The 25,301-nt window shown below is 39.1% G+C and carries 24 protein-coding genes; 2 read left to right on the top strand and 22 right to left on the bottom strand.

Annotated features, from left to right (window positions below):
- Positions 1-214 precede the first annotated feature (214 nt).
- From parC to HZ311_RS13515, 3 genes are all read right to left on the bottom strand, one after another.
- A complete protein-coding gene (gene parC / locus HZ311_RS13525) occupies positions 215-2,665 on the bottom strand; it encodes a DNA topoisomerase IV subunit A (RefSeq protein WP_137072194.1) in 2,451 nt (816 codons plus the stop codon).
- A gap of 11 nt (positions 2,666-2,676) precedes the next feature.
- A complete protein-coding gene (gene parE, locus HZ311_RS13520; protein ID WP_137072192.1) occupies positions 2,677-4,722 on the bottom strand; it encodes a DNA topoisomerase IV subunit B in 2,046 nt (681 codons plus the stop codon).
- Between the two features lie 278 nt (positions 4,723-5,000).
- Positions 5,001-5,426, bottom strand: coding sequence for a CoA-binding protein (locus HZ311_RS13515; RefSeq protein WP_010735735.1), 426 nt, complete (start codon positions 5,424-5,426; stop codon positions 5,001-5,003).
- 97 nt (positions 5,427-5,523) lie between these two features.
- On the opposite strand from HZ311_RS13515, the gene plsY reads away from it, so the two are divergent.
- On the top strand, positions 5,524-6,159 hold the full coding sequence (plsY, locus tag HZ311_RS13510) for a glycerol-3-phosphate 1-O-acyltransferase PlsY (RefSeq protein WP_010735736.1): 636 nt from the start codon (positions 5,524-5,526) through the stop codon (positions 6,157-6,159).
- Between the two features lie 137 nt (positions 6,160-6,296).
- On the opposite strand, the gene HZ311_RS13505 is transcribed toward plsY, so the two are convergent.
- The 12 genes from HZ311_RS13505 to HZ311_RS13450 all read right to left on the bottom strand — a co-directional run bounded on the left by HZ311_RS13505 (position 6,297) and on the right by HZ311_RS13450 (position 19,507).
- Positions 6,297-7,172, bottom strand: coding sequence for an aldose 1-epimerase family protein (locus HZ311_RS13505; RefSeq protein WP_010735737.1), 876 nt, complete (start codon positions 7,170-7,172; stop codon positions 6,297-6,299).
- A gap of 66 nt (positions 7,173-7,238) precedes the next feature.
- Positions 7,239-8,030, bottom strand: coding sequence for a GTP-sensing pleiotropic transcriptional regulator CodY (gene codY, locus HZ311_RS13500; protein WP_010735738.1), 792 nt, complete (start codon positions 8,028-8,030; stop codon positions 7,239-7,241).
- A 15-nt stretch (positions 8,031-8,045) separates the two neighbouring features.
- Entirely contained in the window at positions 8,046-9,443 is a 1,398-nt protein-coding gene (hslU, locus tag HZ311_RS13495) for an ATP-dependent protease ATPase subunit HslU (protein ID WP_010735739.1), read from the bottom strand.
- A gap of 11 nt (positions 9,444-9,454) precedes the next feature.
- Complete coding sequence (gene hslV / locus HZ311_RS13490; RefSeq protein WP_010735740.1) at positions 9,455-10,003, bottom strand: HslVU peptidase proteolytic subunit; 549 nt, start codon at positions 10,001-10,003, stop codon at positions 9,455-9,457.
- Between the two features lie 24 nt (positions 10,004-10,027).
- Positions 10,028-10,924, bottom strand: coding sequence for a tyrosine recombinase XerC (xerC, locus tag HZ311_RS13485; protein ID WP_023519490.1), 897 nt, complete (start codon positions 10,922-10,924; stop codon positions 10,028-10,030).
- 277 nt (positions 10,925-11,201) lie between these two features.
- Positions 11,202-12,527, bottom strand: a complete 1,326-nt coding sequence (gene trmFO, locus HZ311_RS13480; RefSeq protein WP_023519489.1) for an FADH(2)-oxidizing methylenetetrahydrofolate--tRNA-(uracil(54)-C(5))-methyltransferase TrmFO — start codon at positions 12,525-12,527, stop codon at positions 11,202-11,204.
- A gap of 22 nt (positions 12,528-12,549) precedes the next feature.
- Positions 12,550-14,628 carry a type I DNA topoisomerase gene (gene topA / locus HZ311_RS13475; RefSeq protein ID WP_023519488.1) on the bottom strand — a complete coding sequence of 693 codons (2,079 nt, stop codon included), beginning with the start codon at positions 14,626-14,628 and terminating at the stop codon, positions 12,550-12,552.
- A gap of 126 nt (positions 14,629-14,754) precedes the next feature.
- Entirely contained in the window at positions 14,755-15,612 is an 858-nt protein-coding gene (gene dprA / locus HZ311_RS13470) for a DNA-processing protein DprA (RefSeq protein ID WP_178946750.1), read from the bottom strand.
- Between the two features lie 55 nt (positions 15,613-15,667).
- Positions 15,668-16,435, bottom strand: a complete 768-nt coding sequence (locus HZ311_RS13465) for a ribonuclease HII (RefSeq protein WP_010735745.1) — start codon at positions 16,433-16,435, stop codon at positions 15,668-15,670.
- Positions 16,428-17,288 (bottom strand): ribosome biogenesis GTPase YlqF, encoded by an 861-nt coding sequence (gene ylqF / locus HZ311_RS13460; protein WP_137072188.1) that lies wholly within the window; start codon positions 17,286-17,288, stop codon positions 16,428-16,430. Before ylqF ends, HZ311_RS13465 begins: the two co-directional genes overlap by 8 nt.
- 120 nt (positions 17,289-17,408) lie before the next feature.
- On the bottom strand, positions 17,409-18,185 hold the full coding sequence (locus HZ311_RS13455; RefSeq protein WP_010735747.1) for an aminoglycoside phosphotransferase family protein: 777 nt from the start codon (positions 18,183-18,185) through the stop codon (positions 17,409-17,411).
- 677 nt (positions 18,186-18,862) lie between these two features.
- Entirely contained in the window at positions 18,863-19,507 is a 645-nt protein-coding gene (locus HZ311_RS13450) for a helix-turn-helix domain-containing protein (RefSeq protein WP_023519484.1), read from the bottom strand.
- Between the two features lie 358 nt (positions 19,508-19,865).
- Here HZ311_RS13450 and HZ311_RS13445 point away from each other — a divergent pair, with 358 nt between their 5' ends.
- Positions 19,866-20,264 (top strand): VOC family protein, encoded by a 399-nt coding sequence (locus HZ311_RS13445; protein ID WP_010735749.1) that lies wholly within the window; start codon positions 19,866-19,868, stop codon positions 20,262-20,264.
- 52 nt (positions 20,265-20,316) lie between these two features.
- Here the strand turns inward: HZ311_RS13445 and lepB are convergent, their stop codons facing one another.
- The 7 genes from lepB to HZ311_RS13410 all read right to left on the bottom strand — a co-directional run bounded on the left by lepB (position 20,317) and on the right by HZ311_RS13410 (position 25,299).
- Positions 20,317-20,868 carry a signal peptidase I gene (lepB, locus tag HZ311_RS13440; protein ID WP_137072186.1) on the bottom strand — a complete coding sequence of 184 codons (552 nt, stop codon included), beginning with the start codon at positions 20,866-20,868 and terminating at the stop codon, positions 20,317-20,319.
- Positions 20,869-21,116: 248 nt separating this feature from the next.
- A complete protein-coding gene (locus tag HZ311_RS13435) occupies positions 21,117-21,344 on the bottom strand; it encodes a YozE family protein (RefSeq protein ID WP_010735751.1) in 228 nt (75 codons plus the stop codon).
- Positions 21,341-21,859, bottom strand: coding sequence for a peptide-methionine (S)-S-oxide reductase MsrA (gene msrA, locus HZ311_RS13430; RefSeq protein WP_010735752.1), 519 nt, complete (start codon positions 21,857-21,859; stop codon positions 21,341-21,343). The genes HZ311_RS13435 and msrA overlap by 4 nt, the downstream gene beginning before the upstream one ends.
- Before the next feature lie 32 nt (positions 21,860-21,891).
- Complete coding sequence (locus HZ311_RS13425; protein ID WP_010735753.1) at positions 21,892-22,548, bottom strand: YpmS family protein; 657 nt, start codon at positions 22,546-22,548, stop codon at positions 21,892-21,894.
- On the bottom strand, positions 22,541-23,437 hold the full coding sequence (locus HZ311_RS13420; protein ID WP_010735754.1) for an SGNH/GDSL hydrolase family protein: 897 nt from the start codon (positions 23,435-23,437) through the stop codon (positions 22,541-22,543). The genes HZ311_RS13425 and HZ311_RS13420 overlap by 8 nt, the downstream gene beginning before the upstream one ends.
- A 242-nt stretch (positions 23,438-23,679) precedes the next feature.
- A complete protein-coding gene (locus tag HZ311_RS13415; RefSeq protein WP_137072184.1) occupies positions 23,680-24,522 on the bottom strand; it encodes a DegV family protein in 843 nt (280 codons plus the stop codon).
- Positions 24,523-24,786: 264 nt separating this feature from the next.
- Complete coding sequence (locus HZ311_RS13410) at positions 24,787-25,299, bottom strand: dihydrofolate reductase (protein ID WP_023519480.1); 513 nt, start codon at positions 25,297-25,299, stop codon at positions 24,787-24,789.
- Positions 25,300-25,301: the final 2 nt, after the last annotated feature.

The following is a 25,301-nucleotide window of genomic DNA, read 5'->3' as shown; positions in this document are numbered from 1 at the left end:
GTCGCCTCCAATGCAAGGGTTTTCTTGTTTTTTTATTAACAAATAAAGCAAATATAAAATAATAGTAGTTATTAAAGCTGATACATAGGCATTTATCTATTGTGAATCTATTCATATTTTATTTGTGCAAGTCTTAATTTTATGTTAATAAATAAAAAATAGCTGGCAACTGTAATAATACAGTTGCCAGCTATCCCATAAAAAACTATAACAGTTATTCCTTGATATACATCGTTGGAGAATCAATCACCATTTGTACTTCTCCGCCTTTTTTCTCATCTAAAACAAATGAACCGTTGGACGTACGATCACCAATTGGATAATCCGTCGGATCGATTGGTAATTCTTGTCCTTTTTGATTGATCAACGTCATCGTTTTGGCATGCCCCTCTGACATATAGATCACTCGATGTGGTTGTTTCTTCAATTCTCGCAATACAGTCACACCTCGTTTGGCACGAGAAGTCTGACTGATTTCTTGTGCAAGCATTCGTTTTACTGCCCCACGCTGGCTGACGATAACGATAGGCGTATCTCCTTCTGCTAAGACAAGTAAACCATTAACGACATAATCTTCTTCTTTCAAATTGATCGATTTGACACCTGCAGCCTTCGTTCCAACAACTGGCACTTCAGTCAACGGATAGCGTAGGCCCATTCCTTGATGCGTAACAAGGAAAATATCACGATCTGTTTGTTCTTTTTCAAGATAGACAGCCACTAATTCATCTTCACTGGCTTTTAGCTTCATGCCACTCAATGGACGACTCTTATACGTACGCCATGGTTCAAAATCTGTCATCCGCGTCTGTTTGATCAAGCCGTTTTTACTGATAAATACAAATGTTTTTTCGGAATCGATTTTCTGATAGGGGAATACCGCTAAAATGGATTCATCAACAGCTAGATTCACTATCGTTTGTGAGATATGCTCACCGGCATCTTTCCATTTCAAATCTGGTAGTTCGTGAACTGGTCGATAGATCACATTGGCTTTATTGGTGACCAGTAATAAATGATCTAACGTATTCAGTTCCCCAGCATATAGAAGATAATCTCCTTCACGCATACCGATTTCTTCTGGTTTTGATGCACTATAGGAACGAAGGCTTGTTCGTTTCACATAGCCTTCACGTGTGACACTGACAATGACATCCTCTTGCGCAACTAATACTTGTGTATCGATTTTGATTTCTTCGATTTCATCTTCGATCAACGTCAAGCGAGAAGAAGCATATTTCTTCTTGACTTCACGTAGTTCTTTTTTCATGACAGAAAATAATTCTTTATCGTTTGAAAGGATTTTATTTAATTCAGTGATCAGAGCAATCAATTCTTGCGATTCACGGCGTAGTTCGGTAATGTCTGTATTCGTCAAACGATAAAGCTGTAACGTAACGATTGCTTCAGCTTGTTCTTCTGTAAATTGGAACATTTGGACTAAATTGTGCTTCGCATCTTTTTTATCTTTACTCTCACGGATCGTTGCAATGACTTCATCTAAAATCGATAGAGCTTTCATCAGCCCTTCAACGATATGTTGTCTTCTTTGCGCTTTCTCCAAGTCAAACTGACTACGTTTGGTGATCACTTGTTTGCGGTGCTCGATGTAACTACTTAAAATATCCTTCAACCCTACTTGATGAGGGGTCATATGATCGATTGCCACCATATTGAAGTTGTAGTTGATCTGTAATTCGGTATTCTTGAATAAATAATTCAAGATTCCTTGAGCGTTAGCGTCTTTTTTCAATTCCACAACGATCTGTAGACCCGTACGATCACTTTCGTCACGAACTTCTGCGATCCCATCGATTTTCTTGTTCAAGCGTATCTCATCCATTTTTTTGACAAGAGTCGCTTTGTTCACTTCGTAAGGAATCTCAGTGATCACGATTTGTTGCTTGTTTCCTTTGATAGATTCGATCGCCGTTTTTGAGCGTAGGATCACTTTCCCACGACCAGTTTCATAAGCTTTCTTGATTTCATCTTTTCCTTGTAAAATGCCCCCAGTTGGAAAATCAGGACCTGGAATGAATTCCATCAATTTGTCTAAGCTGGCTTGTGGATGGTCGATCATATAGACCGTTCCATCAATGACTTCCGCGAGATTGTGCGTTGGTATCTCAGTAGCATAGCCCGCAGAGATACCGGTTGATCCATTGACTAATAGATTGGGGTATCTCGCTGGTAATACAGTCGGCTCTTTTTCAGTGTCATCAAAGTTCCACACAAGGTCGACCGTATTTTTTTCGATATCAGCAAGCATCTCACCACTCAATTTCGATAAGCGCGCTTCTGTATAACGCATCGCCGCTGGTGGGTCTCCGTCCATACTTCCGTTGTTTCCGTGCATTTCTACGAGTACTTCTCGTAGTTTCCAATCTTGGCTCATACGAACCATTGCATCATAGATACTGCTGTCACCATGAGGATGATAATTACCCATGATATTCCCGACAGATTTTGCTGATTTACGGAATCCTTTATCAAACGTATTGCCGTCTTTGTTCATCGCAAATAAAATACGACGTTGAACGGGTTTCAGACCATCACGGATATCCGGCAAAGCACGTTCTTGAATAATATATTTCGAGTAACGTCCGAAGCGGTCACCCATCACTTCTTCTAACGTTAATTCTTGGATTTCTTGACGTTCTTCCATTAGGTGACCTCCTATTCTACCTCTACTGATTGTTCATTTTTGTTTTCTTCTGCGCGTTCTTCTTCTAATAGGTCATTAGAAACAGACGCGGAAGTCTCAGTTTCTTCTTTTTTGTCTAGAATACTACGTTCTTCTTCTAAGCTGAATTGGACATGGTTTTCGATCCATTTACGACGTGGTTCGACTTTATCCCCCATCAAGGTGGTTACGCGTCGCTCTGCTTGCGCAGCATCATCGATCCTCACCCGGATCAAGGTCCGAGAGGTTGGGTCCATCGTCGTTTCCCATAACTGCTCCGCATTCATCTCCCCAAGACCTTTGTACCGTTGCAACATATAGCCTTTACCGACAGTCTTGATGACTGCAGCTAATTCGTCATCGGTCCATGCATACTCGACTACTTGTTTTTTCCCTTGGCCTTTAGATACTTTATATAGCGGCGGTAAAGCAATGTAAACTTTCCCTGCTTCGATCAATGGTTTCATATAGCGATAGAAAAATGTCAACAACAAGACTTGGATATGGGCACCATCGGTATCCGCATCGGTCATGATGATGATCTTGTCATAGTTGCAATCTTCAAGTGAAAATTCAGGCCCGACGCCGGCACCGATCGTATAGATCATCGTATTGATTTCTTCATTTTTTAAGATATCTTGCATTTTTGCTTTTTCGGTATTGATGACTTTTCCTCGAAGTGGCAATATCGCTTGAAATTTCCGATCTCTCCCTTGTTTGGCTGATCCACCGGCTGAATCTCCTTCGACAAGATACAATTCATTTTTCTTAGGGTTTCTCGATTGTGCAGGTGTTAATTTTCCAGAAAGTAATGATTCGCCCTTTTTACGTTTTTTCCCATTACGGCTTTCTTCTCTGGCTTTACGAGCGGCTTCCCTTGCTTCTCTCGCTTTGATTGCTTTACGGATCAGCATTTGGCTCATTTCGCTATTTTCTTGTAAGTAGAAGCCCATTTGTTCGCTCATGACATTATCAACGACGGAGCGAGCAATCGGTGTACCTAGTTTTTCTTTCGTTTGTCCTTCAAATTGTAGCAAATGTTCAGGTACCCGGATCGACAAGACTGTCGCAAGTCCTTCACGGAAGTCACTACCTTCTAGGTTCTTATCTCGTTCTTTCAACAAGCCTACTTTACGGGCATATTCATTGTAGGCTTTGGTCATTGCTGTTTTCATGCCGACTTCATGTGTCCCACCATCTTTTGTTCGCACGTTGTTAACAAACGACAGGACATTTTCAGAATAGCCATCATTATACTGATAGGCCACTTCTACTTCGATTCCTTCTTTTTCACCATAGAAATAGACTACTGGCGTCAACGTATCTTTTTCTTCATTTAAATACGCAACGAATTCTTTGATTCCTTCTTCGTAATGAAAGACTTCTTGAACTGTTTCGTCACCTCTTAGATCTGTCAAAGTGATTTTTACACCTTTTAACAGAAATGCAGACTCTCTTAAACGTTCAGATAACGTATCATAGGAAAATTTCGTGGTTGAGAAAATACTATCATCTGGTAAGAAATGAACAGACGTCCCATTGGCTTTCTTCGTTTTGCCAATTTTTTTCAACGTTCCGTCTGGTTTTCCACCTTGTTTGAATGTTTGTTGGTATTCGATACCATCTCGGACGATCGTCACTGTTAGCCATTTAGATAAAGCATTGACGACACTGGCACCTACACCATGAAGTCCACCAGAAGTTTTATATCCTCCTTGGCCAAATTTACCGCCGGCATGTAGCACAGTGAAAATAACTTCGACCGTTGGGATACCTGAAGCATGCATGCCAACAGGCATACCACGTCCACTATCCGTAACAGTCACACTGTTATCCTCGTGGATCGTCACAGCGATTTCATTTCCGTAGCCTGATAAAGCTTCATCTACGGCATTATCAACGATTTCATAGACTAAATGATGCAAGCCTCGGCTATCAGTCGACCCGATATACATCCCTGGTCGTTTTCTTACTGCTTCTAATCCTTCAAGAACTTGGATCGAGGCATCATTGTATTCATTTTTAATTTTTTTTGCCAAGGCAAACGCTCCTTCAATAATACTTGCGATATAACCGCACCACGCTTATCATACTAGAAAAGTCTTCAAAAAAAAAGAGGGAAGGTCAGAATTACAAGAAACAACCAACTCTCCCGCTTTTTTCTTTCTTTTCTCTCAGCTTGTCAGTGGTAACGATCACTTACTCTTTTTTGATAACAGGTCAAAACATTTTTCATCACTTAGCTAAACCGTTTGCCAGTAAAAGTGTCACTGACTATCAGGATATGTGCTTCTGTTATTTCTGTTATTCCTGTTTTTTATTGTTCCATTTTTGCTAATTCGATCTTGATACAGCGATCCATGACGATATCATTTCTTCCAGCTGCTTGGAGCATTTCAGCAGCTTCTTCATTCTCAATGCCTAACTGTGCCCAGAAGACTTTCGCATCTGTTTTCAGAAAATCTACCGCTACTTCTGGTAAAAACTCACTACGGCGGAAAATATCCACGATATCAATAGGTTCATTGATATCTGTCAGCTGTGCGACAACGGTTTCGCCTAACACTTCTTCCCCTGCCAATACTGGATTGACTGGAATGATACGATAGCCGTGTTCTTGTAGTAATTGTGCGATCTGATAACTTGTCCGTTCAGGCTTATTACTTAAACCAACGACCGCGATCGTTTTTGCTTCTTGAAGATAGCGAAAGATATTCGCTTGTTCTGGATTTTTAAATGACATGTGGATGACTCCTTTCGATCGTTCGATTTTTTCGATTGTTTGAAGCATTCTTTCATGCTAAAATATACATTAGTTTCAACTTGAAAGAGGTTAAAAAATGAAAATAATCTTATTGTTTATTGTAGCATATCTTTTGGGTTCCATTCCATCTGGAGTATGGGTTGGTAAAATCTTTTTTAAAAAAGACATCCGTGAACACGGTAGTGGAAATATGGGAACGACCAATACATTTCGTGTTTTAGGTAAAACCGCTGGAACAGTGGTATTATTTATGGACATCTTAAAGGGAACATTAGCTACTGCCTTACCCGTCATTTTCCATGTCACTTCTGTCAACCCGCTATGGTTTGGTGTCTGTGCGATCTTAGGACATACATTTCCAATCTTTGCTAAGTTCAAAGGTGGCAAAGCAGTGGCGACAAGTGCCGGTATGTTATTAGGCTTCAATCCACTGTTCTTTCTTTATTCATCAGCAATTTTCGTGATCAGTTTATACTGCACGAGCATGGTAAGCTTAACGAGCATGATCAGTGCGGTCTTGATCACTTTATCCACCATCTTCTTACCATACATTGCACCAGCAATCTTACCAGAACCAAATTTACTTTTGACGTTGATTGCTTGTGGTGTCTCCGCTTTTATTTTTTACCGTCATAAAGACAATATCAAGCGTATCAAAAATAAAACAGAAAGCCGAATCCCATTCGGTTTGAATAGTAGCAAAAAGAAATAATCTTTTTGATGAATGATAAAAAACAATGCCTTCTAAACAAATGACTGATCGATTGCTCAACAATTCGTTCATTTGTTCAGAAGGCATGTTTTGTTTCATCGAACTAGATCAAGAGAACACATGTAATCGACTTGTGTTTACTTGACAGTGATCGAATATTTCGTCTTGAATAATTCGTGAGCGCCTAATTGATTGATTCCTGCTTTTTCGTTCAACTGCCCATTACTATCAACAGTGTCTGCGATTCCAAACCACGGCTCGATACAAACAAATGGTGCTTCTTTAGGATAGGGCGACCATATCCCAACGTAAGGCATATCTTTGTAACTGAGGGTGACACTGTGACTAGACTTTTCACTACGGATACTGTAAGCATTCAAACCCCTTGTTTCAAATACTAACGCATCCTGGTCAAACAGCTCCCGAAATAACGCAAGGTTGGTGTTCGTTTGTCCAATCGTTTTTTGTTCCATGTCGATGAATGGTCCAGCTAATGGTAAACGCAAACGTGATTTTCTAGGAGAGAAAGCCAAATAAAAGTCTTCAAAAGTCAAACCTTCTTCTAATGGCACATTGAATGCTGGATGACCGCCAATCGAGAAATACATCTCTTCTTCCCCAATATTTTCAACTTGATAATGAACAGTGATCCCGTCTCCCCCTAATTCATAAACAAGTACCAATTCAAAATCAAACGGATAATTCTCTTTTGTTTCAGGGGTACTTTTCAGGACAAACTTCGCACGTTCTTGTTCGTGCTCCACCATCTCAAAATCCATATCACGAGCAAAACCATGTTGACCCATTGAATACGTTTTTCCTTGGTACACATATTGATCGTTTTTCAAACGTCCAACAATAGGGAAAAGAACGGGGGCATGTCTTCCCCAATACTTAGGATCGCCTTGCCAAATATATTCTAGATCATGTTCTTTTGATTTCAAACTGATCAATTCTGCTCCATGTTCGGAAATTTCAGCAATCAGCTGATCATTTTGAATAATAACAGTCATCGTCATCCTCCATCTTTTCTCAGACACTCACTTCTTCGAGTAGCAAGCCTCTGAAAAATCTTCCTTTTAATAACTATGCTTCGTCAGCTCATCTTTAAAACGAGCATTCAATACTTTTAAATACGTGCCTTTCATTCCCAAAGAGCGGGATTCAATGATTCCAGCTGATTCTAATTTACGTAAGGCATTTACGATGACCGAACGAGTAATACCGATCTTGTCCGCAATATTTGAGGCAGTCAATCGGCCTTCATTACCTTCTAAAGCATCAAAAATGGCTTGAACTGCTTTTAATTCACTGTATGACAACGTATTGATCGCCATTTGGACAGCGGTCGTACTGCGAACATCCGCTTCGATATCTCGTGATTTTTGATAAAGGATCTGCATCCCTACTACTGTCGCGCCGTATTCTGCTAAAACAAGGTCTTCATCGTTAAAGGCTTGTTCCATTCTTGCTAAAATGATCGTTCCTAAGCGTTCACCAGCGCCAAAGATCGGCACTACTGTCGTCAATCCAAAAGGATATTTTTCGCGACTTTCAAATGGAAATGCCGTCATATCGCTTGTGATTGGGATATTGGACTCTGTTTTCGTGATCATATCGACTGTTTCTGTGTAGGCATCAGGAAATTGTTTTTGCACAAACATTGTTTTCACACGATCATTGTTCACATCGTGCCGTTCATTATAACCAAGTAAAACCCCTTCACTGCCAATGATATACGTATTGCTGTCTAAAACAGCACCTAAAGTGACCGCCATTTTATCGTAAGGTAAATCCGCCTGCATATCAAACGTATTTTTTTGTTGCAATAATTTGTTTATCTTTCGAGTGTTCGTCAACAAATCCGTCATTTTTTTCCTCCGATTTTATAATATATAGCGACTTAGATCTTCATTTGCCGCAATTGATCCTAATTTATCATTGACATAGGCTTCTGTAATGGTAATTTCTCCCATTTGCATTTCTGGCGCTTCGAATAACAAGTCTTCCAACAATTTCTCTAATATCGTGTGTAAACGTCGTGCACCGATATTATCGGTATCACGATTCACATCATAAGCGATTTGGGCAATCCGTTCGATTGCTTCTTTAGTAAATGTGACAGTCACATTTTCAGTACCAATCAAGGCAATATATTGTTTGACTAACGCATTGTTTGGTTCAGTCAAGATCTTGACAAAGTCCTCAGCAGTTAAGTCATCTAACTCAACACGGATTGGGAAACGACCTTGTAATTCAGGAATCAAATCGCTTGGTTTTGATAAGTGGAACGCTCCTGAAGCGATAAATAAAATGTGGTCTGTTTGTAAGGTACCGTATTTCGTATTGACTTGTGAACCTTCAACGATCGGCAAGATATCTCTTTGGACACCTTCTCTTGATACTTCCCCAGATTGTTGCGATTTAGAAGTGATTTTATCGATTTCATCAATAAAAATGATGCCGCTTGATTCAGCTAATTTGATTGCCTCACTATGGATATCCGCATCATTGACTAATTTTGCTGATTCTTCTTTGATCAATAATTCTAAGGCTTCTTTGACGGTCACTGTTCGTTCGATTTTTTTCTTCGGCGTCAACGCACCAAGTGTTTCATTCAAATCGATTCCCATTTGTTCCAGTCCATTGTTCATCATCGGTGCTGGTTTTTTTTGATCTTGGACTTCGATCGTCACTTCTCGGTTGTCAAGCAAGCCTTTTTGCAATTGTTCTAACACCGTGCGACGATTCACTCGAATCTCTTCTGTGACTTCTTCTTGTGTTTCTGCCGGTTGTTGCGAAGCATTGAACATATTCATCATTTGCTCAAACTGGTTGTTTGATTGTTTTTGTTCTTTTTTGATACCTGGTACAAGGATCTTCACTAATTGTTTTTCCGCATTTTTCTTGGCTTGTGGACGAACACGAAGATACTGATCTTTTTCAACGATCTGGATTGCATTTTCGACAAGATCACGAACCATCGATTCCACGTCACGTCCTACGTAACCAACTTCAGTAAACTTCGTTGCTTCAACCTTAACAAAAGGTGCGTTGACGATTTTTGCCAGACGACGAGCGATCTCTGTTTTACCGACCCCAGTTGGCCCGATCATCAACATATTTTTAGGTGTGATATCTTGTTGCATCTTTTCATCTAATTGAAGACGTCGATAACGATTTCTAAGGGCAACTGCCACTGATTTTTTTGCTGCTTGTTGGCCAATGATATATTGATCTAATTCACTGACGATTTGTTTTGGTGTTTGTTTTAATTCATACATGTCATTCACCTCTATAATTCTTCTACAATAATGTTGTGATTTGTAAAGACGCAGATGTCTGCTGCAATATTCAACGCATTTTCAGCAATCTCTTTTGCACTCATCTCATTTTGTGCATAGTTTTTCATTGCTCGTGCGGCAGCTAACGCAAAGTTCCCACCAGAACCAATGGCTAAGATCCCATCATCCGGTGTAATCACTTCACCTGTACCAGAAACTAGTAACATTTCTTTGTCATTCATCACGATCAACATCGCTTCTAGCTTTTGCATCGACTGTTGTGTACGCCATTCTTGGGCTAATTCAACGGCTGCTCGTTGGAGATTTCCGTTGTATTCATTTAGTTTACCTTCAAATTTTTCTTCTAAAGTAAACGCGTCAGCAACGCTTCCTGCAAAGCCAACGACTACTTCATCGTTGTAAATGCGACGTACTTTTCTCGCACTGCCCTTCATCACGACAGATTCGCCCATCGTTACTTGGCCATCACCTGCCATCGCGAATTTCCCGTTTTTTTCAACTGCACAAATGGTTGTTGAATGAAACTGTGATTCTACCATAGATATTTCCTCCTAATAATGTGATCACGCTCGTGGATGGAAAGAGCGATAATTTTTTTGTAAGCTTTCTTTTGTGACATGCGCATAGATTTGAGTCGTTGATAAATTTGCATGACCTAAAAGTTCTTGCACTGTACGCATATCGGCACCATTATTCAATAAGTGCGTCGCAAAAGTATGACGTAACATGTGAGGATGGATATCACTATCCAAACTACTCTTTTTAATGATTTGATTTAATACATACTCGATCCCAGTAGGTGTGATTGGTTCTCCATGATGATTCACGAAGACATAGTCATGTGACTTATGGTATTTCGTCATTAAGACGCTGCGCCCTTTGGCAAAATACTCTTGCAAAGCATCTTGCGCAAATGAACCCAACGGCGCATAGCGTTCTTTATTTCCTTTTCCATGGATCAACATCACCTCTGAGCCAAAATCGATGGCAGACATCGTCAATTGGCTACATTCACTCAAACGGATACCTGATCCATATAGTACTTCTAATAATGCTCGATCTCTTAATGCTAAAGGACTATCCCCTGTCACACTTTCAAATAAGCTTTGCATCTCATTCTCATAAAAAAAACGAGGAAGTTTAACATTTTTTTTCTTCAAATGAACATACGAAAATGGATTTTCAGCGATTTTTTCTTCACGAAGAAGGTATTGATAAAATGAGCGTAAACTCGCAATTTTCCGACTCACCGAATTTCGACTGTACGACTTATCAGATAGATAACTTAGATAAACTCGTACATCCAAATAGCTGACTTTCAGTAGATCCGATTCCCCCGATTCCGCCAAGAATCGTTGAAAATCATTGATATCTTCTTCATAGGCAGATTTGGTTTTTTCTGAATACCCGCGCTCTATGATTAAATAACGCAAAAAATCTTCTTGTAAAGTTGGCTTCATTCTTTTTACACCTACCTTTAGATCCCAAAATAAATTTAGCATAGCCCCAGAGAAAAAACAAACAAATTGTCAGAATTTAACTAATATTTCTAAGTTTGTTCACAATTCAATTCGTTTGCTTGACAATTAAGGGATGAGCTGTCCAGAATCAACATAAAAAAACCATGGTTATTATATAAATTGGCATGAGTTCAGTCAATAACCGAGAAATAAGCCGAAGTACTCAAAAATGGCAAACACCATCCTGAGACACTTCGACTTATTACATAACATCCATTTAACGAGAAGCAAATTCTTTATTCAAGACTTCTTGCTTCACTTTTTCATTGGCTGCTAAGGCACGTTGTGCAATTGCTTCATACCGAGATTTTTTATCACGGATTCGTTCAGGTAATTCTGGGAATAATCCGTAGTTTGCATTCATTGGTTGGAAATGTTTGCCTTCCGCATGTGTGATGTAGTAGGCCATACTTCCCATGGCTGTTTCTTGTGGCAACGTCACAGGTTCCAATTCTTTCGCTAAGCGAGCAGCGTTGATCCCTGCAAGCAAGCCACTTGCCGCACTTTCAACATAACCCTCTACACCCGTCATTTGTCCTGCAAAAAATAGATCTTCGCGTTTAGTCGATTGATAAGTCGGCTTCAAGAGTTCTGGTGAATTCATGAAACTGTTGCGATGCATTACACCATAACGGACAAATTCTGCATTTTCTAATCCTGGGATCATGCGGAACACGCGCTTTTGTTCGCCCCATTTTAAATGCGTCTGGAACCCAACGATATTATAAAGAGAAGCGGCTGCATTATCTTGTCTTAACTGGATGACTGCATATGGTCTTTTTCCTGTTTTAGGATCTTCTAGGCCGACTGGTTTCATTGGTCCGAATAGCATTGTCTTAAAGCCACGTTGCGCCATTACTTCGATTGGCATACAACCTTCAAAATATTTTTCTTTTTCAAAAGATTTCAATTCAGCAACTTCCGCATTGACCAAGGCTTCATGGAAAGCTTTAAATTCTTCTTCGGTCATCGGACAGTTTAAGTAAGCCGCCTCGCCTTTGTCATAACGTGATTTTAAATACACCTTGTCCATATCGATCGTTGATTTGTCGACGATCGGTGCCGCAGCATCGTAGAAATAGAAACCGTCTGAGCCATTGAATGCTTTGATGCTTTCTGCTAAAGGATGAGAAGTCAGAGGTCCTGTCGCTATCACCGTGATTCCTTCTGGTATCTCAGTGATTTCTTCATTCACCACTGTGACTAAAGGATGCTCTTTGACCTTACGAGTGATAGTTTCAGAAAATGAATCGCGGTCCACTGCTAAGGCACCGCCTGCAGGTACAGCTGTTTCATCTGCTGAATGGATGATCACTGAATCTAAGCGACGCATTTCTTCTTTCAATAAACCAACTGCGTTCGCAAGACTATTCCCTCTTAGAGAATTGGAACAGACTAATTCAGCAAAATTATCTGTATGATGCGCTTCTGTCTTCTTAACTGGTCTCATTTCATATAACTTTACAGGTACACCCGCTTGAGCGATTTGCCATGCTGCTTCGCTTCCAGCTAGACCTGCACCTACTACATTGACGATTTTCAACTAAAAACCTCTTCTCATTTCTTTATTTTTGAACATCTTCTTCGTAATCGCCATTCGTACAAACCACTTGTTTGCCGCCTTTGACTTTTTTCTCGACCAAATAATGGTCACATTTCGGACAATTTCTGCCGATTGGTTTTTCCCAAGAGGTGAATTCACATTCTGGGAAACGAGAGCAGCCATAGAATAGACGATTTTTCTTAGATTTACGTTCGATGACTTGTCCTTCATGACACACAGGACAAGTGACGCCGATTTCCTTGACGATTGGTTTGGTGTTTCGGCAATCTGGAAAATTACTACATGCATAGAATTTACCATACTTCCCTAATTTTATCACCATCGGATGCCCACACAAATCACAATCAAAACCAGCTGGTTCATCTTTGATCTGGATTTTCTCGATTTTTTCTTCGGCATTCGATAATTCTTTTTCAAATGGTTTATAAAAACGATCGACGACTTCGATCCATTCTTCTTTTCCTTCTTCGACTTTATCCAAGTCATCTTCCATTTCAGCTGTAAAATGGATATCTACGATTTGTGGGAAGAACTCACAGATCAACGAATTGACGATCTCACCTAATTCGGTTGGTTCAAAACGTTTTTGTGTCAACTTCACATAATATCGTCGTTGGATCGTATCTAACGTTGGCGCATAAGTCGAGGGACGACCTACCCCGTTTTCTTCCAATGCACGGATCAATGTCGCTTCACTATAACGTGCAGGCGGTTGTGTGAAATGTTGTTTCGGTTCGATATCGACAGATTGCACCGTATCGCCTTCTGCTAACTCTGGCAAAATGTTTTCTTTTTCTTCTTTCCCATCATCGCGGCCTTCAACATACACTTGCATGAACCCTTTGAATTTGATTTTTGAGCCATTCGCAATGAATCTTACATCATTTTGTTCCAACGTGACTTTCATCGTATCCAATACAGCTGGCGTCATTTGACTTGCAACAAATCGTGACCAAATCAATGTATATAATTTCAATTGGTCTTTATCCAAGTATTGTTTCAACTCATCTGGTGTACGTAATGCACTGGTTGGACGCACTGCTTCATGGGCATCTTGTGCCCCTTTAGAGTTCGTTGCTTTACGTTCCGAATGACTGGAGAATTCTTTTCCGTATGTTTCTTCGATGAACGTTGCGACTTCGGCTTTAGCAGTATCGGCGATCCGTGTAGAATCGGTACGCATATACGTGATCAACCCGATCGTGCCTTGTTTTCCAAGTGAGATTCCTTCATACAACTGTTGCGCCACCATCATGGTTTTACGTGTTCTGAAATTCAATTTACGAGCGGCTTCTTGTTGCAAACTACTTGTCGTGAATGGGTTCGCAGGATTTCGCTTGCGTTCCTTCTTTTCGACTTTTGTTACTGCAAACTCTTTACCAGTGATCCGGTCAGTCACTTCTTTGACAGTTTCGGCATCGGACAATTTTTTCTTTTTGCCATCGACTCCCCAAAAGTTTGCTTTGAACTTCTTACGTTCTTTCTTAAAGTTTCCGTCAATACTCCAATACTCTTCCGGCGTAAAATCACGGATCTCTTTTTCGCGTTCAATGATGATCTTCAATGCGATCGACTGGACTCGACCAGCACTCAAGCCTTTTTTTACTTTACGCCATAAGATAGGACTAATCGAATAACCAACGATACGGTCAAGCGTTCGACGTGCTTGTTGCGCATCGACAAGATCCACATCGATCGTACGTGGTTCTTTAAATGCCGCTTTGACTGCATCCTTGGTGATTTCATTGAAGACAACACGATTTTTATCGTTGAGATCCAAGCCTAACAAGTAAGCCAAATGCCAAGCAATTGCTTCTCCTTCTCTATCCGGGTCACTTGCGAGGTAAACTTTTTGCGCTTTTTTTGCTGCTGCTTTTAGACTTTTGATGACATCGCCTTTTCCTCGAATCGAGATATAATGCGGTTCATAATTATTTTCAAAATCGATCCCCATCTTACTTTTAGGTAAGTCACGAATATGTCCTACACTAGCCATTACTTTATAATTACGGCCAAGATATTTTTCAATCGTCTTGGCTTTTGCAGGTGATTCTACGATCACTAAATATTTATATGCCATTCCTGAATGGACTCCTTTCCATTTTCGGGTTCCTACTATATATATGTTACAAGGACTTTTACAAATCGTAGCTTATCATATCCATTCAGAAATCGTTTGTCAAGGAAAGCAATAATAAATCAATCGTTATGATTCCAATTCATTAAGGATATCTTGTCCTGAAAAGGTACATATCGCTCCATCTTGGATCAATTGGTGACAACCAGTGGATTGACCTGTCAAAATATTCCCAGGGACAGAAAAAATCGGACGTCCAATCTCTAAGCCTTGCTCTGCTGTGATCAATGAGCCGCTTTTTGCTTTTGCTTCAATCACACAGATTCCACTTGATAAAGCGGCAATCAGACGATTTCTCATAGGAAAATGAAATTTTTGTGGACCAACATCTGGTAAAAACTCACTTAATAAAAGATGATCTCTAGCAATCCCTCGTTGCAACTGCTGATTTTCTTTCGGATAACTATGATTGATCCCCGTACCGATCACTGCAATCGTTCTGCCTGAACAGCGGATCGCTACTTGATGCGCATAAGTGTCTACGCCTTTCGCACAGCCACTAACAACTAGATAGTCTTGGTCAATCACAGGAGTGATCACTCGCTCTACGATTTTTCGCGCATAACCAGATGTTTGTCTACCACCAACGACAGCGATCATTTTTCGTTTCATCAGCGAAAGATCCCCTTGATAAAATAATAAGATCGGGGGATTTGCCAAATGAAGCAATTGTGAAGGGTAGATCGGATAAAGAAAAGTTATGTATGGATTCTCTCCTATTCTATTCCGCCAAGTATAGTTGATCTGGCTCCAATAGTCATAAAAAATTGCTCTAGAGCGATTGAAGTGCGAAACTGTCAACATATCATCAACCGACAACCATTCTTTCTTTTCACTTAATAGATGACTGATCACACGCCATTTTTGCTCTCCGCTCAGTCCTTTGACTAATGCCAACTTTGTAATAAATTCATTGTATATAACCATAAAGCGCCACCTTTTCTAATCTTTTTTATAAGATACGTAAAAAGTGGCGCATCGCTTATGATAAATATTGTTTGACTGGTGCAAAACTTTTACGATGGATTGGCGTGATGCCATGTTGTGCTAATCCTAACAGATGTTCTTTTGTTCCATAACCTGCATTCTTGGCAAAACCATAGCCAGGATATTGTAACTCGTATTCTTTCATCAAACGGTCGCGATAGACTTTTGCAATGATACTTGCAGCAGCAATCGAAATTGAACGGGCATCTCCTTTGATCAATTTATTTTGTGCAATCGGCAGATCTAAAGTCATCGCATCGATCAATAAATACGTAGGTTCTGGTGTCAATTCTTTAAGAGCTTCACACATCGCTAATTTACTTGCTTCGTAAATATTGACACGATCGATCGTCTGCTCATCGATCACACCAATCCCGACGGAGAGGGCTTTTTCTTGAATCTGTTCATACAGTTCTTCACGTTTTTTTTCAGATAATTGCTTGGAATCGTTCAATCCGTAAATCTCTACACCTTTAGGTAAAATAACAGCTGCGGCTACAACAGGGCCAGCCAAGGGGCCTCTTCCTACCTCGTCGATCCCTGCAATCAGGTCATACCCTTGAGCGTATCCTTCATTTTCGTAGAAGGACATCGTCTCATATTTTTCACGAAGCAAAGCTTCCTTTGCTAAGCGTTTTTCAAAAGAGCTTAACGCTTGTTGGACACCTTTTCTTGTGTCTAATCTTAGTTGTGTGACTATCGGATCATCAAGCGTTGTGAGTTGTTTCAGTTTTTCTTTGATACTCTGGATCGATTCACTCATGAGTAGTCTCTTCCATTTCTTCACAACGATCTAAAGTATAGCGACCAAGTTTCCCTTGGCGGATATCAAAAACGACTAGCTCGCTCCCACGGTCATAATCTTGGCGATACCCTCTACGTTCCGTGATCGTCATCAATAACTCAGGTGCAACTTGTTGCTCTTCTTCTATTGATAGTCCATAACGTTCGCTGATTTTATTAGGGTAGTAACTGGCAAAGAAATCTAAGCCGTAAATTGCTAGATCATCAAGGTGTACCAATTGGTCTTTGATTGCACCAGTCAAGGCTAGTTTTTTACCGATTTCTTCATCTTCAAACTTAGGCCATAAAATACCAGGTGTATCTAATAGTTCTAATTCACTTCCTAAACGAAGCCATTGTTGCCCTTTCGTTACCCCAGGCTTATTCCCTGTTTGTGCAATCTTTTTGCCCACTAAACGATTCATCAATGTCGATTTTCCTACATTAGGAATTCCTAGGACCATCGCGCGGATTGCTCGAGGTTTGATGCCACGAGCTGCGTCTCTTTCGCGTTTTTCTTTCAATGCTTCTTTTGCCGCAGGGATCAACGCTTTGATTCCTTTACTTTCTTGAGCGGTGATTGCTAAGGCTTGATGTCCTTGCTTTCTAAAGTATTGTTGCCATAATTTTGTTTGTTGCGGATCCGCTAGATCAGCTTTATTCAATAAAACAAGTCTTGGTTTTTGTTGGATGATTTGATCTAACATTGGATTACGTGAAGACAAAGGTAGTCGTGCATCAACTAACTCAAAGACGATATCAACATATTTCATCTTTTCTGAAACTTCACGTCTAGCTTTCGCCATGTGTCCTGGGAACCATTGAATAGTCATTGGTGTTTCCTCCTCTAAAACTTAAAATCTAAAAAAGTTGCTCTTTACTTATACAGTACTTGAATGAACTACACTTCTAGGAGTATACAAGAAAAAAACTAAAAATCAAACGGCTTATTCTCAAGTTTCTTCATTTTGCAACTTTCTAAGAATTTTTTTCTCATTATCGAGCAACCATTGAATATCTTGCTCATATTTTTTTAGATGGCCTTCTTGTATATTTTTTTGAAAATTTGCTTCCCCGCGACTCGCTGCTTTAGTGATGAAGTCCATCATATAAGAAAGTCGCTCGATCATCGTAGGAATCAAATTTGGATACTCGGACTCATCTAGTCTGTATGCTTCAATAAATTTTTTTAAACGATGACACGTTTCATCCGTGATTGGATCTCCTTGATTCATCTCTAAAGGTACCCAGCGATAGGCGGCATAGCTTACATCCCAGGTTCTTGATCCTGGTGTGATCGTGTCAAAATCAATGATACCAATGGCTATACCATTTTTCGTTGTCACATTGTATGGCGCAAAATCATTGTGACACATTACCTCACGCTCTCCGAACGAATGTAGCATCCACGGTTCTGTGCCACTTAAGGAAGTAAGGTATCCTTGATTTTGGTCGTGGAAATCTCTTAACAACCGACCTGCTGAACAAATGGCACTGTCCGTCAACAATTGAGGGGGCAAAGGATAATCATAGACCTCACCTGCGAGATAAGATACCACTTCATTTCCTTGCTCATCATAGCCTAGTGGTTCTGGCACATAAGTTACACCTTGGTTCCTTAGGTAACTTAAAAATTTTTGGACCTCCTCCGACCAGACTTTCTTAGGACGAATCACTTGCTCTTCTTGGATCACTACACCGTCTCTTCCTTTTGGTTTCTTTTCGATCATCTAGCTCCTCGCTTTCGACTCTTTTCTTCAGTTTACCATATCGATTCCACCTCATGTTCTAAAAATGGAAAGAGAGACGTCCTTTCAACAAGCAAGTTTCCATTTGTTAAAGTCATTCAAGGAGAATGTTGGCTATCCTAGAAATATTTACCATTGAAACAAGTCTTCTATTTCATAGTTATCTCAGAACGTGTACCGACATATGATGCGAAACTCTGGAGAAGTGAATCCATGCTTATTCAGATCGTAAACTGGACAAAAATATTTGATGAGGAGGGAATACCTTAACAGGATAAAATCCTTTGTCCGATCTACTCACAAGAGGAATACTTCATATTTCTGATTCCTAGCCGATCTTTTGGCGTACGCCATGAGTCAGTTTTAAGAAATGTCAAACGATCAATCAGCCAACGTTAGAAAGCAATCAATGTAAAAAAGAATTTGCATAGTAATGAAAAAAGTAAGCTCCGTAAAACAATCGACTGAACGATTCGTTTCATGAAGCTTACTTTTTAACCTGATCCGACTCGAAGTATACAGCTCGTTGACAAGAAGATTCACATGATTTCTAAAAGTTTTTTAGAAGATTTTTATTTTGCCATACTTACCTTCACTAACCATAGAACTCCTTCATTTGTCCTCATACAGCTATTTTTGAATACTTCTTGCAATACGCTTTATTTTTTATAATTCACACTAATTTTATTCACTTTTGTAAACATATCTAAATCTACTTCAATCAGTCCATCATGTACTAATTTCCGCTGATTGACATCAGAATCAGCAGTCTTATATAAATCAAGGTTTACAAATCCTTTTTGATTACTTCCGTCAACATAGTAGCCAACATATTCACTGTCTTTAGGTATAGTAAAAAGAACAGTCATTTTCTTGTCTTTGAGGGTAATATCTTTGATGTCTTCTTTGTTAAAGAGCGCTACCTCTTCTGAATCGGCGTTTTCAACTGCATTCAAGACAATCGTCGGTTGCTTAGAAAATGAAAAAAATAAAAGCGACATGACTGAAACAATCGAACAAAGTGCTACTACAAAAAACAATTTTCCTCGCTTTTTTTTCTGATTCACCGCCATTTCTTTAGTAGTATCAATCATCGTCTCAGTCATAGTAGAATTTTCCAATAGTTCGTCTAAAGACACACCTAAGCTGGTCGATATTTCCACTAGTGTATGTATGTCTGGGTAATTTCTGCCGATTTCCCAATTAGAAATAGCTGAACGACTAACATTTAATCTCTTTGCCAATTCTTCCTGTGTAATTCCTGCTTGATGCCTTTTTTCTTTTAATATTTTACCAAAATCCACAACATCGCCTCCTTATTCTATCTCTCATTATAACCATTTCATAAAAGAACTTAAAAGCGAATTATTGAAACGAATTGATATATTTCCGATTATTCGATGTCACAATCTGTGACACCTTGTAAAACAAGGATTCTTGCTATTGAAAATGTGAAACAAAACACTTATTATCAAGAGGTGAACGTTCACTAAAAAATAACAAAAAAGGAGTACTTATGAAAAAATTATTTTTATAGTACTGTTGATTATACATTTAGCGGATACGTCCAATAAAATAAAAAATTCTTTCCCAAGTTAAATACTTTGACAACGCTTACCGACGAGCGCATGATAGAGGAAAATTGAAAGGAGCTGTAGCAAGATGAACACAATGGTTTTTGTCAATTTCCCTGTGCAAGATGTTGGTCGCTCGGTCGAATTCTATACAAAATTAGGATTCAAACAAAATAAAGAATTTTCAACTGAGGAAGCAAGCGCAATGGTTTGGGATGACACATTTTGGGTGATGCTCTTGACACATGACTTTTACAAAAAATTCTTGAAAAACAAAGAAATCGCAGACACAAAAAAAATGAGCGGTGCACTGATTGCTTTTAGTTTAGCAAATGCTGCAGAAGTCAAACGTTTTGGTGAAATTGCAAAAGAAAATGGTGGTAGCTACCATACAGTCGAGATGGGAATACCGGAAGAAGAAATGTATTCTCTTGAAGTACAAGATCCTGATGGAAACACATTGGAACCAATGTGGATGAAAATATAATCAAAAAAAGAAGACTTTCCAACATATTGCTATTGGGAAGTCTTCTTTTATTTTACCTGATCCATTTGATTTCATTTAATGGGTAATACACAAATCTCGCTTTTCCTAAAATTTCATCTCTAGATATTGTTCCAAATGAACGACTATCTTTTGATACACGACGATTATCCCCCAAAACAAAATAGCTATCTTCAGGTAATTCTGTATATCCTATCAACTCTTCCAAGGTAAAATCGGTAGTATAAGGTGCATTTTCATGGTCCGAACGGATATTTTTACTTAAATAAGGTTCTTCGATTGGCTGGCCGTTGATTTTTAGTTGGTCCTTTTCATAACTAATAGTTTCTCCCGGTAGACCAATGACTCTCTTGATATAGATCGTGCCATCTGAAAGTTGGAAAACGACTACATCAAATCTTCTGATTTCAGAGAATTTTTCCATAACGACCATATCACCTTGCTTAAGGACATTCTCCATCGAGTTTCCTTCCACTGGTACTGGGATCAATATAAATCCCCGTAAAATAAATGCAATCACTATGGAACAAAGTAAAAATTTAATAAATAACCAAAAACGGTCAATATAACGCTGCTTTTTTGTCAAAGCCCATCAATCCATCCCTCGTAAAATCTTAACCTATTATCCTCATTATATAGAATAACTACAGAAAAAGCGAATGGTTCAATAATCATTTACAGATAGACGCGAAAAAAGACGGACATACGTACGATGCTTTAGAAATAATTGAATAGACCAAAATCACTGTATCAAATAGGACTATTCAAAAATATTGTCTAAGCAGTACTTGTCTCGTCTTTTTTAAGTCATACCCTTCATACCAGATCCATTGTTCAGGCGAGATGATTATTCTCTAGATAATGATCCCAAGCTTTATCAAAGATATCCATAGAGGGCAAATAATCAACATTCATTTCTAAATAATCAGAGATTTCTTCATAACTCGTACTATGTTTTGGAAACTGGATATCTTTTCCAGCTTCGGTTGCAAACGTTGATAACGCATCGGAAGATTTCCCTCCACGAAGAGTCATCAGATAGTGATAGAAGCTGCGATTCATTGCTTTCCCTCCCAATTGTCAGCAATAAATGCCGCACGACGCGCATGATTACGCTCAAAGTTCTCAGGATTTTTTTTGTAGTAATCTTGATGTTCATCTTCTGCTAAATAGAAGGTCTCCGCTGGCTCAATCGTCGTAACGATGGGATCACTAAAGCGACCACTTGCTGCAAGTTGTTGTTTGCTTTCTTCAGCTTTTTGACGTTGTTCTTCTGTAGTATAAAAAATCACAGGTCGGTAATTGTCGCCTCGGTCTTCAAATTGACCAAAAGCGTCTGTAGGATCTGTTTGTTGCCAATAAAGCTCAAGTAATGCCTCGTATGAGATCAATTCAGGATCATACAAGATTTCTACTGCTTCAGTATGTCCTGTTGTTTTGGCTTTCACTTGTTCATACGTTGGATTTGGCACATGACCTCCAGTATAACCGGACATGATCGTGTGGATGCCAGGTAATGTGTCAAAAGGCTGGATCATGCACCAAAAACAACCTCCTGCAAATATTGCTCGTTCCATTGTTGATTCCTCCCTTACTCTCGAGATATCACTTAATTAGTACTAGATTCGGTCGTTTCTTCCGTCGTTGAGGAATCTTTTGGTAAATACAAACTAAAGCGAATATCATCGTTGACTAAATCAATTTTGTCCGCTTTGATGTACATTCCATTTTGCATACGGAATTGGTCTAATCGTAACATGATCGTTAAATCGTCTGTATTGATCTCGATCCATTCAGGTAGTTTGTAATTTCGCTTGATCATATTCATCACATCTTTGATCGGCAGATTCAATGTACCGATCGATAGACTTTTTGCTTTTAACTGAACATTACCATTTTCCATTACATACGGATCAAAATACAAGTAAAAGTCGATAGGGAATCCTAACACTTCAAACGTCCCATTAAGCAATGCTTCATTTTCTAAATAAAATTTGTACTTGATATCTTGTCCTTCTTGGAAATCTGTCAAGAAAAAGCTGATCAGTTGGTTGACTTTTTCTTTTTGAGTATTGATCGTCAATACTGGATCGCCTTGTCTTTCTGTAATCGCTGGTACTTCTGGCAAATCAGGTTCACGATTGGCGAATATCCGCGTACCCAAGAAAATCGTCGAACCAATGATCAGGCCTAATAAAATCAGAAATGCGTATTTCCAGTAGTTATGCCTTTTGTTTTTTACAACTGTTGAACTACGTTTATCCATCCTTGTTTCCCTCCTTGACCAGCCATTTTTCATGCGTTTCGATTAATTGATCTCTCACAGCATTAGCCATCAATTGATAGCCTAAGTTATTAGGATGAAAATGATCTTCTTCATATAACACATTATTTTTCGTCCCGTTCGAACTATCGCTAGAAGCTGACTGATCAGAAGCTTCAGTAATTCCGACCTCTTGATTTAATCCTTGATACAATAGATCATTGATCGGGATAAAATAGCTATTTTCTGCTTCATTTACTACTTGCTGTGTTCCTTCATTCCAGTTATCCACAATCGTTTGCATATCTGTAATCTCAGGGAAGTTCAAATAAAATGGATTGTAGATCCCTAAAATATAGATAGGTACCTCTTTATTTAACCCTCGTATCTCTTCGATGATGGCTTGGACGTTTTCTTGATACTTCTTGATTGGTTTATTGAATGAACGGATACTGATACCAAAAAGGTTATTTTGGATCACTTTCATTAAATCATTCCCACCAACAGTCAAGGTAATAATGTCTGCGGTTTCGATATTCTTTTGGATTTCTTCATTGCTTTTCAATCTTTTTAATATTTGATCACTTCGTTCGCCATTTACACCATAGTTTTCAATTTCAATGGCTGTCAAACCGTATCTTTCTTTTATGTCATTTGCGACTAACGGAACAAAACCACCTTGTTTCGTCTGGTCCCCTACTCCTTCAGTCAATGAATCGCCAATTGCTACATAGTGTAACTTTTCCTTTTGATTGCTTTCAGAAGTAACCGTTGCTGCCGGTTTTAACAAAGGCTGTGCTTTCGGCACGCTCAAAGAGAGTCCGACAAATAGAAGAACTGCAGTGAACAAAGGGATCAAAACAAGCAACCACTGTTGTTTCATTCGTTTCATTGTTTCACCTCTAGACCATGATTGCTTCTTATATTACCAAAATTCCAATTAAAAAAATAGCCCTTTTCTGAAAAAAAGAAAGAGGCTGTTTCTCATCTGCTAAAGGAAGTGGAGCATCTCAAAATGTCTTTTCCTCCTCATTTCCTTATGCTAGTAGCACTTGAACGAAAAAAGACAGATCACAAAGAACACGTTTATTTGTCTTCACATGATCTGTCCTTCTGTTCCTTATTTTACATTCATCAATCGGTATAATACATGATTGCAAAAGCATTTTCCCCTGTATGGGTAGCAATCACTGGATTTGTATGCAATACTGGGATGTCCATATCGGGAAACAATTGTTTCAAGCCTTCTTCAAACTCTCGAGCAAGCTCTGTGGCACCTGCATGTGAGATACCGATCTGGCGAACGTTCGGTAGAGCCTTCAGTTCTTTCTTCAAGCCATCGAACCACTTGTCGAAAGTCTTTTTCCCACGACCTTTTGTCACAGGAATCAGCTCTGAATGAGCAAAGTTCATCACCACACGAATGTTTAACATACTTGATAGTAAACCAGTTGCACGACTGATTCTTCCACCTTTTACTAAGTTATCCAATGTGGAGATACCGATATAAAGTTTGGTATTATTTTTGATCTTCTCGATTTCAGCAAGGATCTCTTCTGCTGATTTACCTTCTTTGGCCATTTCAGCCGCACGAATCACTTGGAAAGATAAACCTTGGTCAGTCGTATCACTATCAATGACTGTGACGTTTGTTTTCGTTAAGTTGCTTGCTTGTCTTGCAGCTTCAACCGTTCCACTTAACCCTTTCGTCATATGGATGGAAATCACTTCACTACCATCTTGTCCTAATTCATCATACGTTGAAATGAATTCGCCGATCGGCGGTTGACTTGTTTTAGGTAATGATTTTGATTTAGCCATCATTTCCATGAATTTCTCTCCGCCTAGTTGATCGTCATCAGAATATACAACGCCATCGATCATAATTGATAATGGCATAACATGAATATTCAAATGATCTCGTACTGCTTTTTCCATTGTACAAGAAGAATCTGTTACTATTTTTACGTTTGTCATTATTTCACACTCTTTCTTTCACAAAGTGCCTAGCATTTTTCAGGCAGGTCCACTTTCAGTATACCAAAGAACTTCTGTTTTTTCATCAAATTCAGTTATAAACAAATTTAAAATAAATTGTTTGTTATGATAACATGGTTCTACTCAGTTTTCTTTATCTGTTCTACTTTTTTTGATGGAACGACAAAATAAGCAGAAGAAACCTGAATGATAAAAAATCCATTTCGGTTTCTTCCGCTTTGAATCTATAGGTTCAACGAAACATTATATCTCTTCAGTTGTGTGTTCTTCTTTACGTTTATACGTCTCAAACTGATGTGCATAACTATTTTTTTCATCTATTTCTCCCGGACTGATATTGATCAATGACCATGCTTGCCAGTCTACAGCAGGAAAATACGTATCTCCTTCGAAAGAGTGATGGATCACCGTACGATACAAAATTGTGCAGTAAGGTAAAAATTCTTCATAGATTGCTGACCCTCCAGCAACAAATAAAATTTCATCTACTTCTTTTTCATAAGCTAATACTTCATTGACATCATGCATCACTAGTACGCCCTCGGCTGTAAACTCACGGTCTCTTGTCAAAACAATCGTTTTACGATTAGGTAGTGGCTTACCGCCCATCCCCATAAATGTTTTTCGTCCCATGATCAATACATTCGCTTCAGTCATTTGCTTAAAAAATTTCAAATCATTCGGCAAATGCCAAGGAAGTCTATCTTCTTTTCCGATCAGGCCATTTTCATCTTGTGCCCAGATTGCAGCGAACATTT

Source organism: Enterococcus mundtii, from assembly GCF_013394305.1.
Taxonomy (GTDB): domain Bacteria; phylum Bacillota; class Bacilli; order Lactobacillales; family Enterococcaceae; genus Enterococcus_B; species Enterococcus_B pernyi.
The sequence above is the reverse complement of the archived record's forward strand: the minus strand, read 5'-3'. Positions and strand labels throughout refer to the sequence as shown.

Bases quoted from the DNA above. Each gene is read 5' to 3' on its own strand.
- msrA (WP_010735752.1), bottom strand. From the start codon at position 21,859: ATGGAACGAGCAATATTTGCAGGAGGTTGTTTTTGGTGCATGATCCAG.
- ylqF (WP_137072188.1), bottom strand. From the start codon at position 17,288: ATGACTATTCAATGGTTCCCAGGACACATGGCGAAAGCTAGACGTGAA.
- xerC (WP_023519490.1), bottom strand. From the start codon at position 10,924: ATGAAGCCAACTTTACAAGAAGATTTTTTGCGTTATTTAATCATAGAG.
- dprA (WP_178946750.1), bottom strand. From the start codon at position 15,612: ATGGTTATATACAATGAATTTATTACAAAGTTGGCATTAGTCAAAGGA.
- HZ311_RS13425 (WP_010735753.1), bottom strand. From the start codon at position 22,548: ATGGATAAACGTAGTTCAACAGTTGTAAAAAACAAAAGGCATAACTAC.
- plsY (WP_010735736.1), top strand. From the start codon at position 5,524: ATGAAAATAATCTTATTGTTTATTGTAGCATATCTTTTGGGTTCCATT.
- HZ311_RS13410 (WP_023519480.1), bottom strand. From the start codon at position 25,299: ATGTTCGCTGCAATCTGGGCACAAGATGAAAATGGCCTGATCGGAAAA.
- codY (WP_010735738.1), bottom strand. From the start codon at position 8,030: ATGACGGATTTGTTGACGAACACTCGAAAGATAAACAAATTATTGCAA.
- hslV (WP_010735740.1), bottom strand. From the start codon at position 10,003: ATGGTAGAATCACAGTTTCATTCAACAACCATTTGTGCAGTTGAAAAA.
- HZ311_RS13435 (WP_010735751.1), bottom strand. From the start codon at position 21,344: ATGAATCGCAGCTTCTATCACTATCTGATGACTCTTCGTGGAGGGAAA.
- hslU (WP_010735739.1), bottom strand. From the start codon at position 9,443: ATGTATGAATTAAAACAAACACCAAAACAAATCGTCAGTGAATTAGAT.
- HZ311_RS13505 (WP_010735737.1), bottom strand. From the start codon at position 7,172: ATGACTGTTATTATTCAAAATGATCAGCTGATTGCTGAAATTTCCGAA.
- HZ311_RS13465 (WP_010735745.1), bottom strand. From the start codon at position 16,435: ATGAGTGAATCGATCCAGAGTATCAAAGAAAAACTGAAACAACTCACA.
- HZ311_RS13515 (WP_010735735.1), bottom strand. From the start codon at position 5,426: ATGTCATTTAAAAATCCAGAACAAGCGAATATCTTTCGCTATCTTCAA.
- HZ311_RS13415 (WP_137072184.1), bottom strand. From the start codon at position 24,522: ATGACAAACGTAAAAATAGTAACAGATTCTTCTTGTACAATGGAAAAA.
- parC (WP_137072194.1), bottom strand. From the start codon at position 2,665: ATGGAAGAACGTCAAGAAATCCAAGAATTAACGTTAGAAGAAGTGATG.
- HZ311_RS13420 (WP_010735754.1), bottom strand. From the start codon at position 23,437: ATGAAACGAATGAAACAACAGTGGTTGCTTGTTTTGATCCCTTTGTTC.
- topA (WP_023519488.1), bottom strand. From the start codon at position 14,628: ATGGCATATAAATATTTAGTGATCGTAGAATCACCTGCAAAAGCCAAG.
- HZ311_RS13455 (WP_010735747.1), bottom strand. From the start codon at position 18,185: ATGATCGAAAAGAAACCAAAAGGAAGAGACGGTGTAGTGATCCAAGAA.
- HZ311_RS13445 (WP_010735749.1), top strand. From the start codon at position 19,866: ATGAACACAATGGTTTTTGTCAATTTCCCTGTGCAAGATGTTGGTCGC.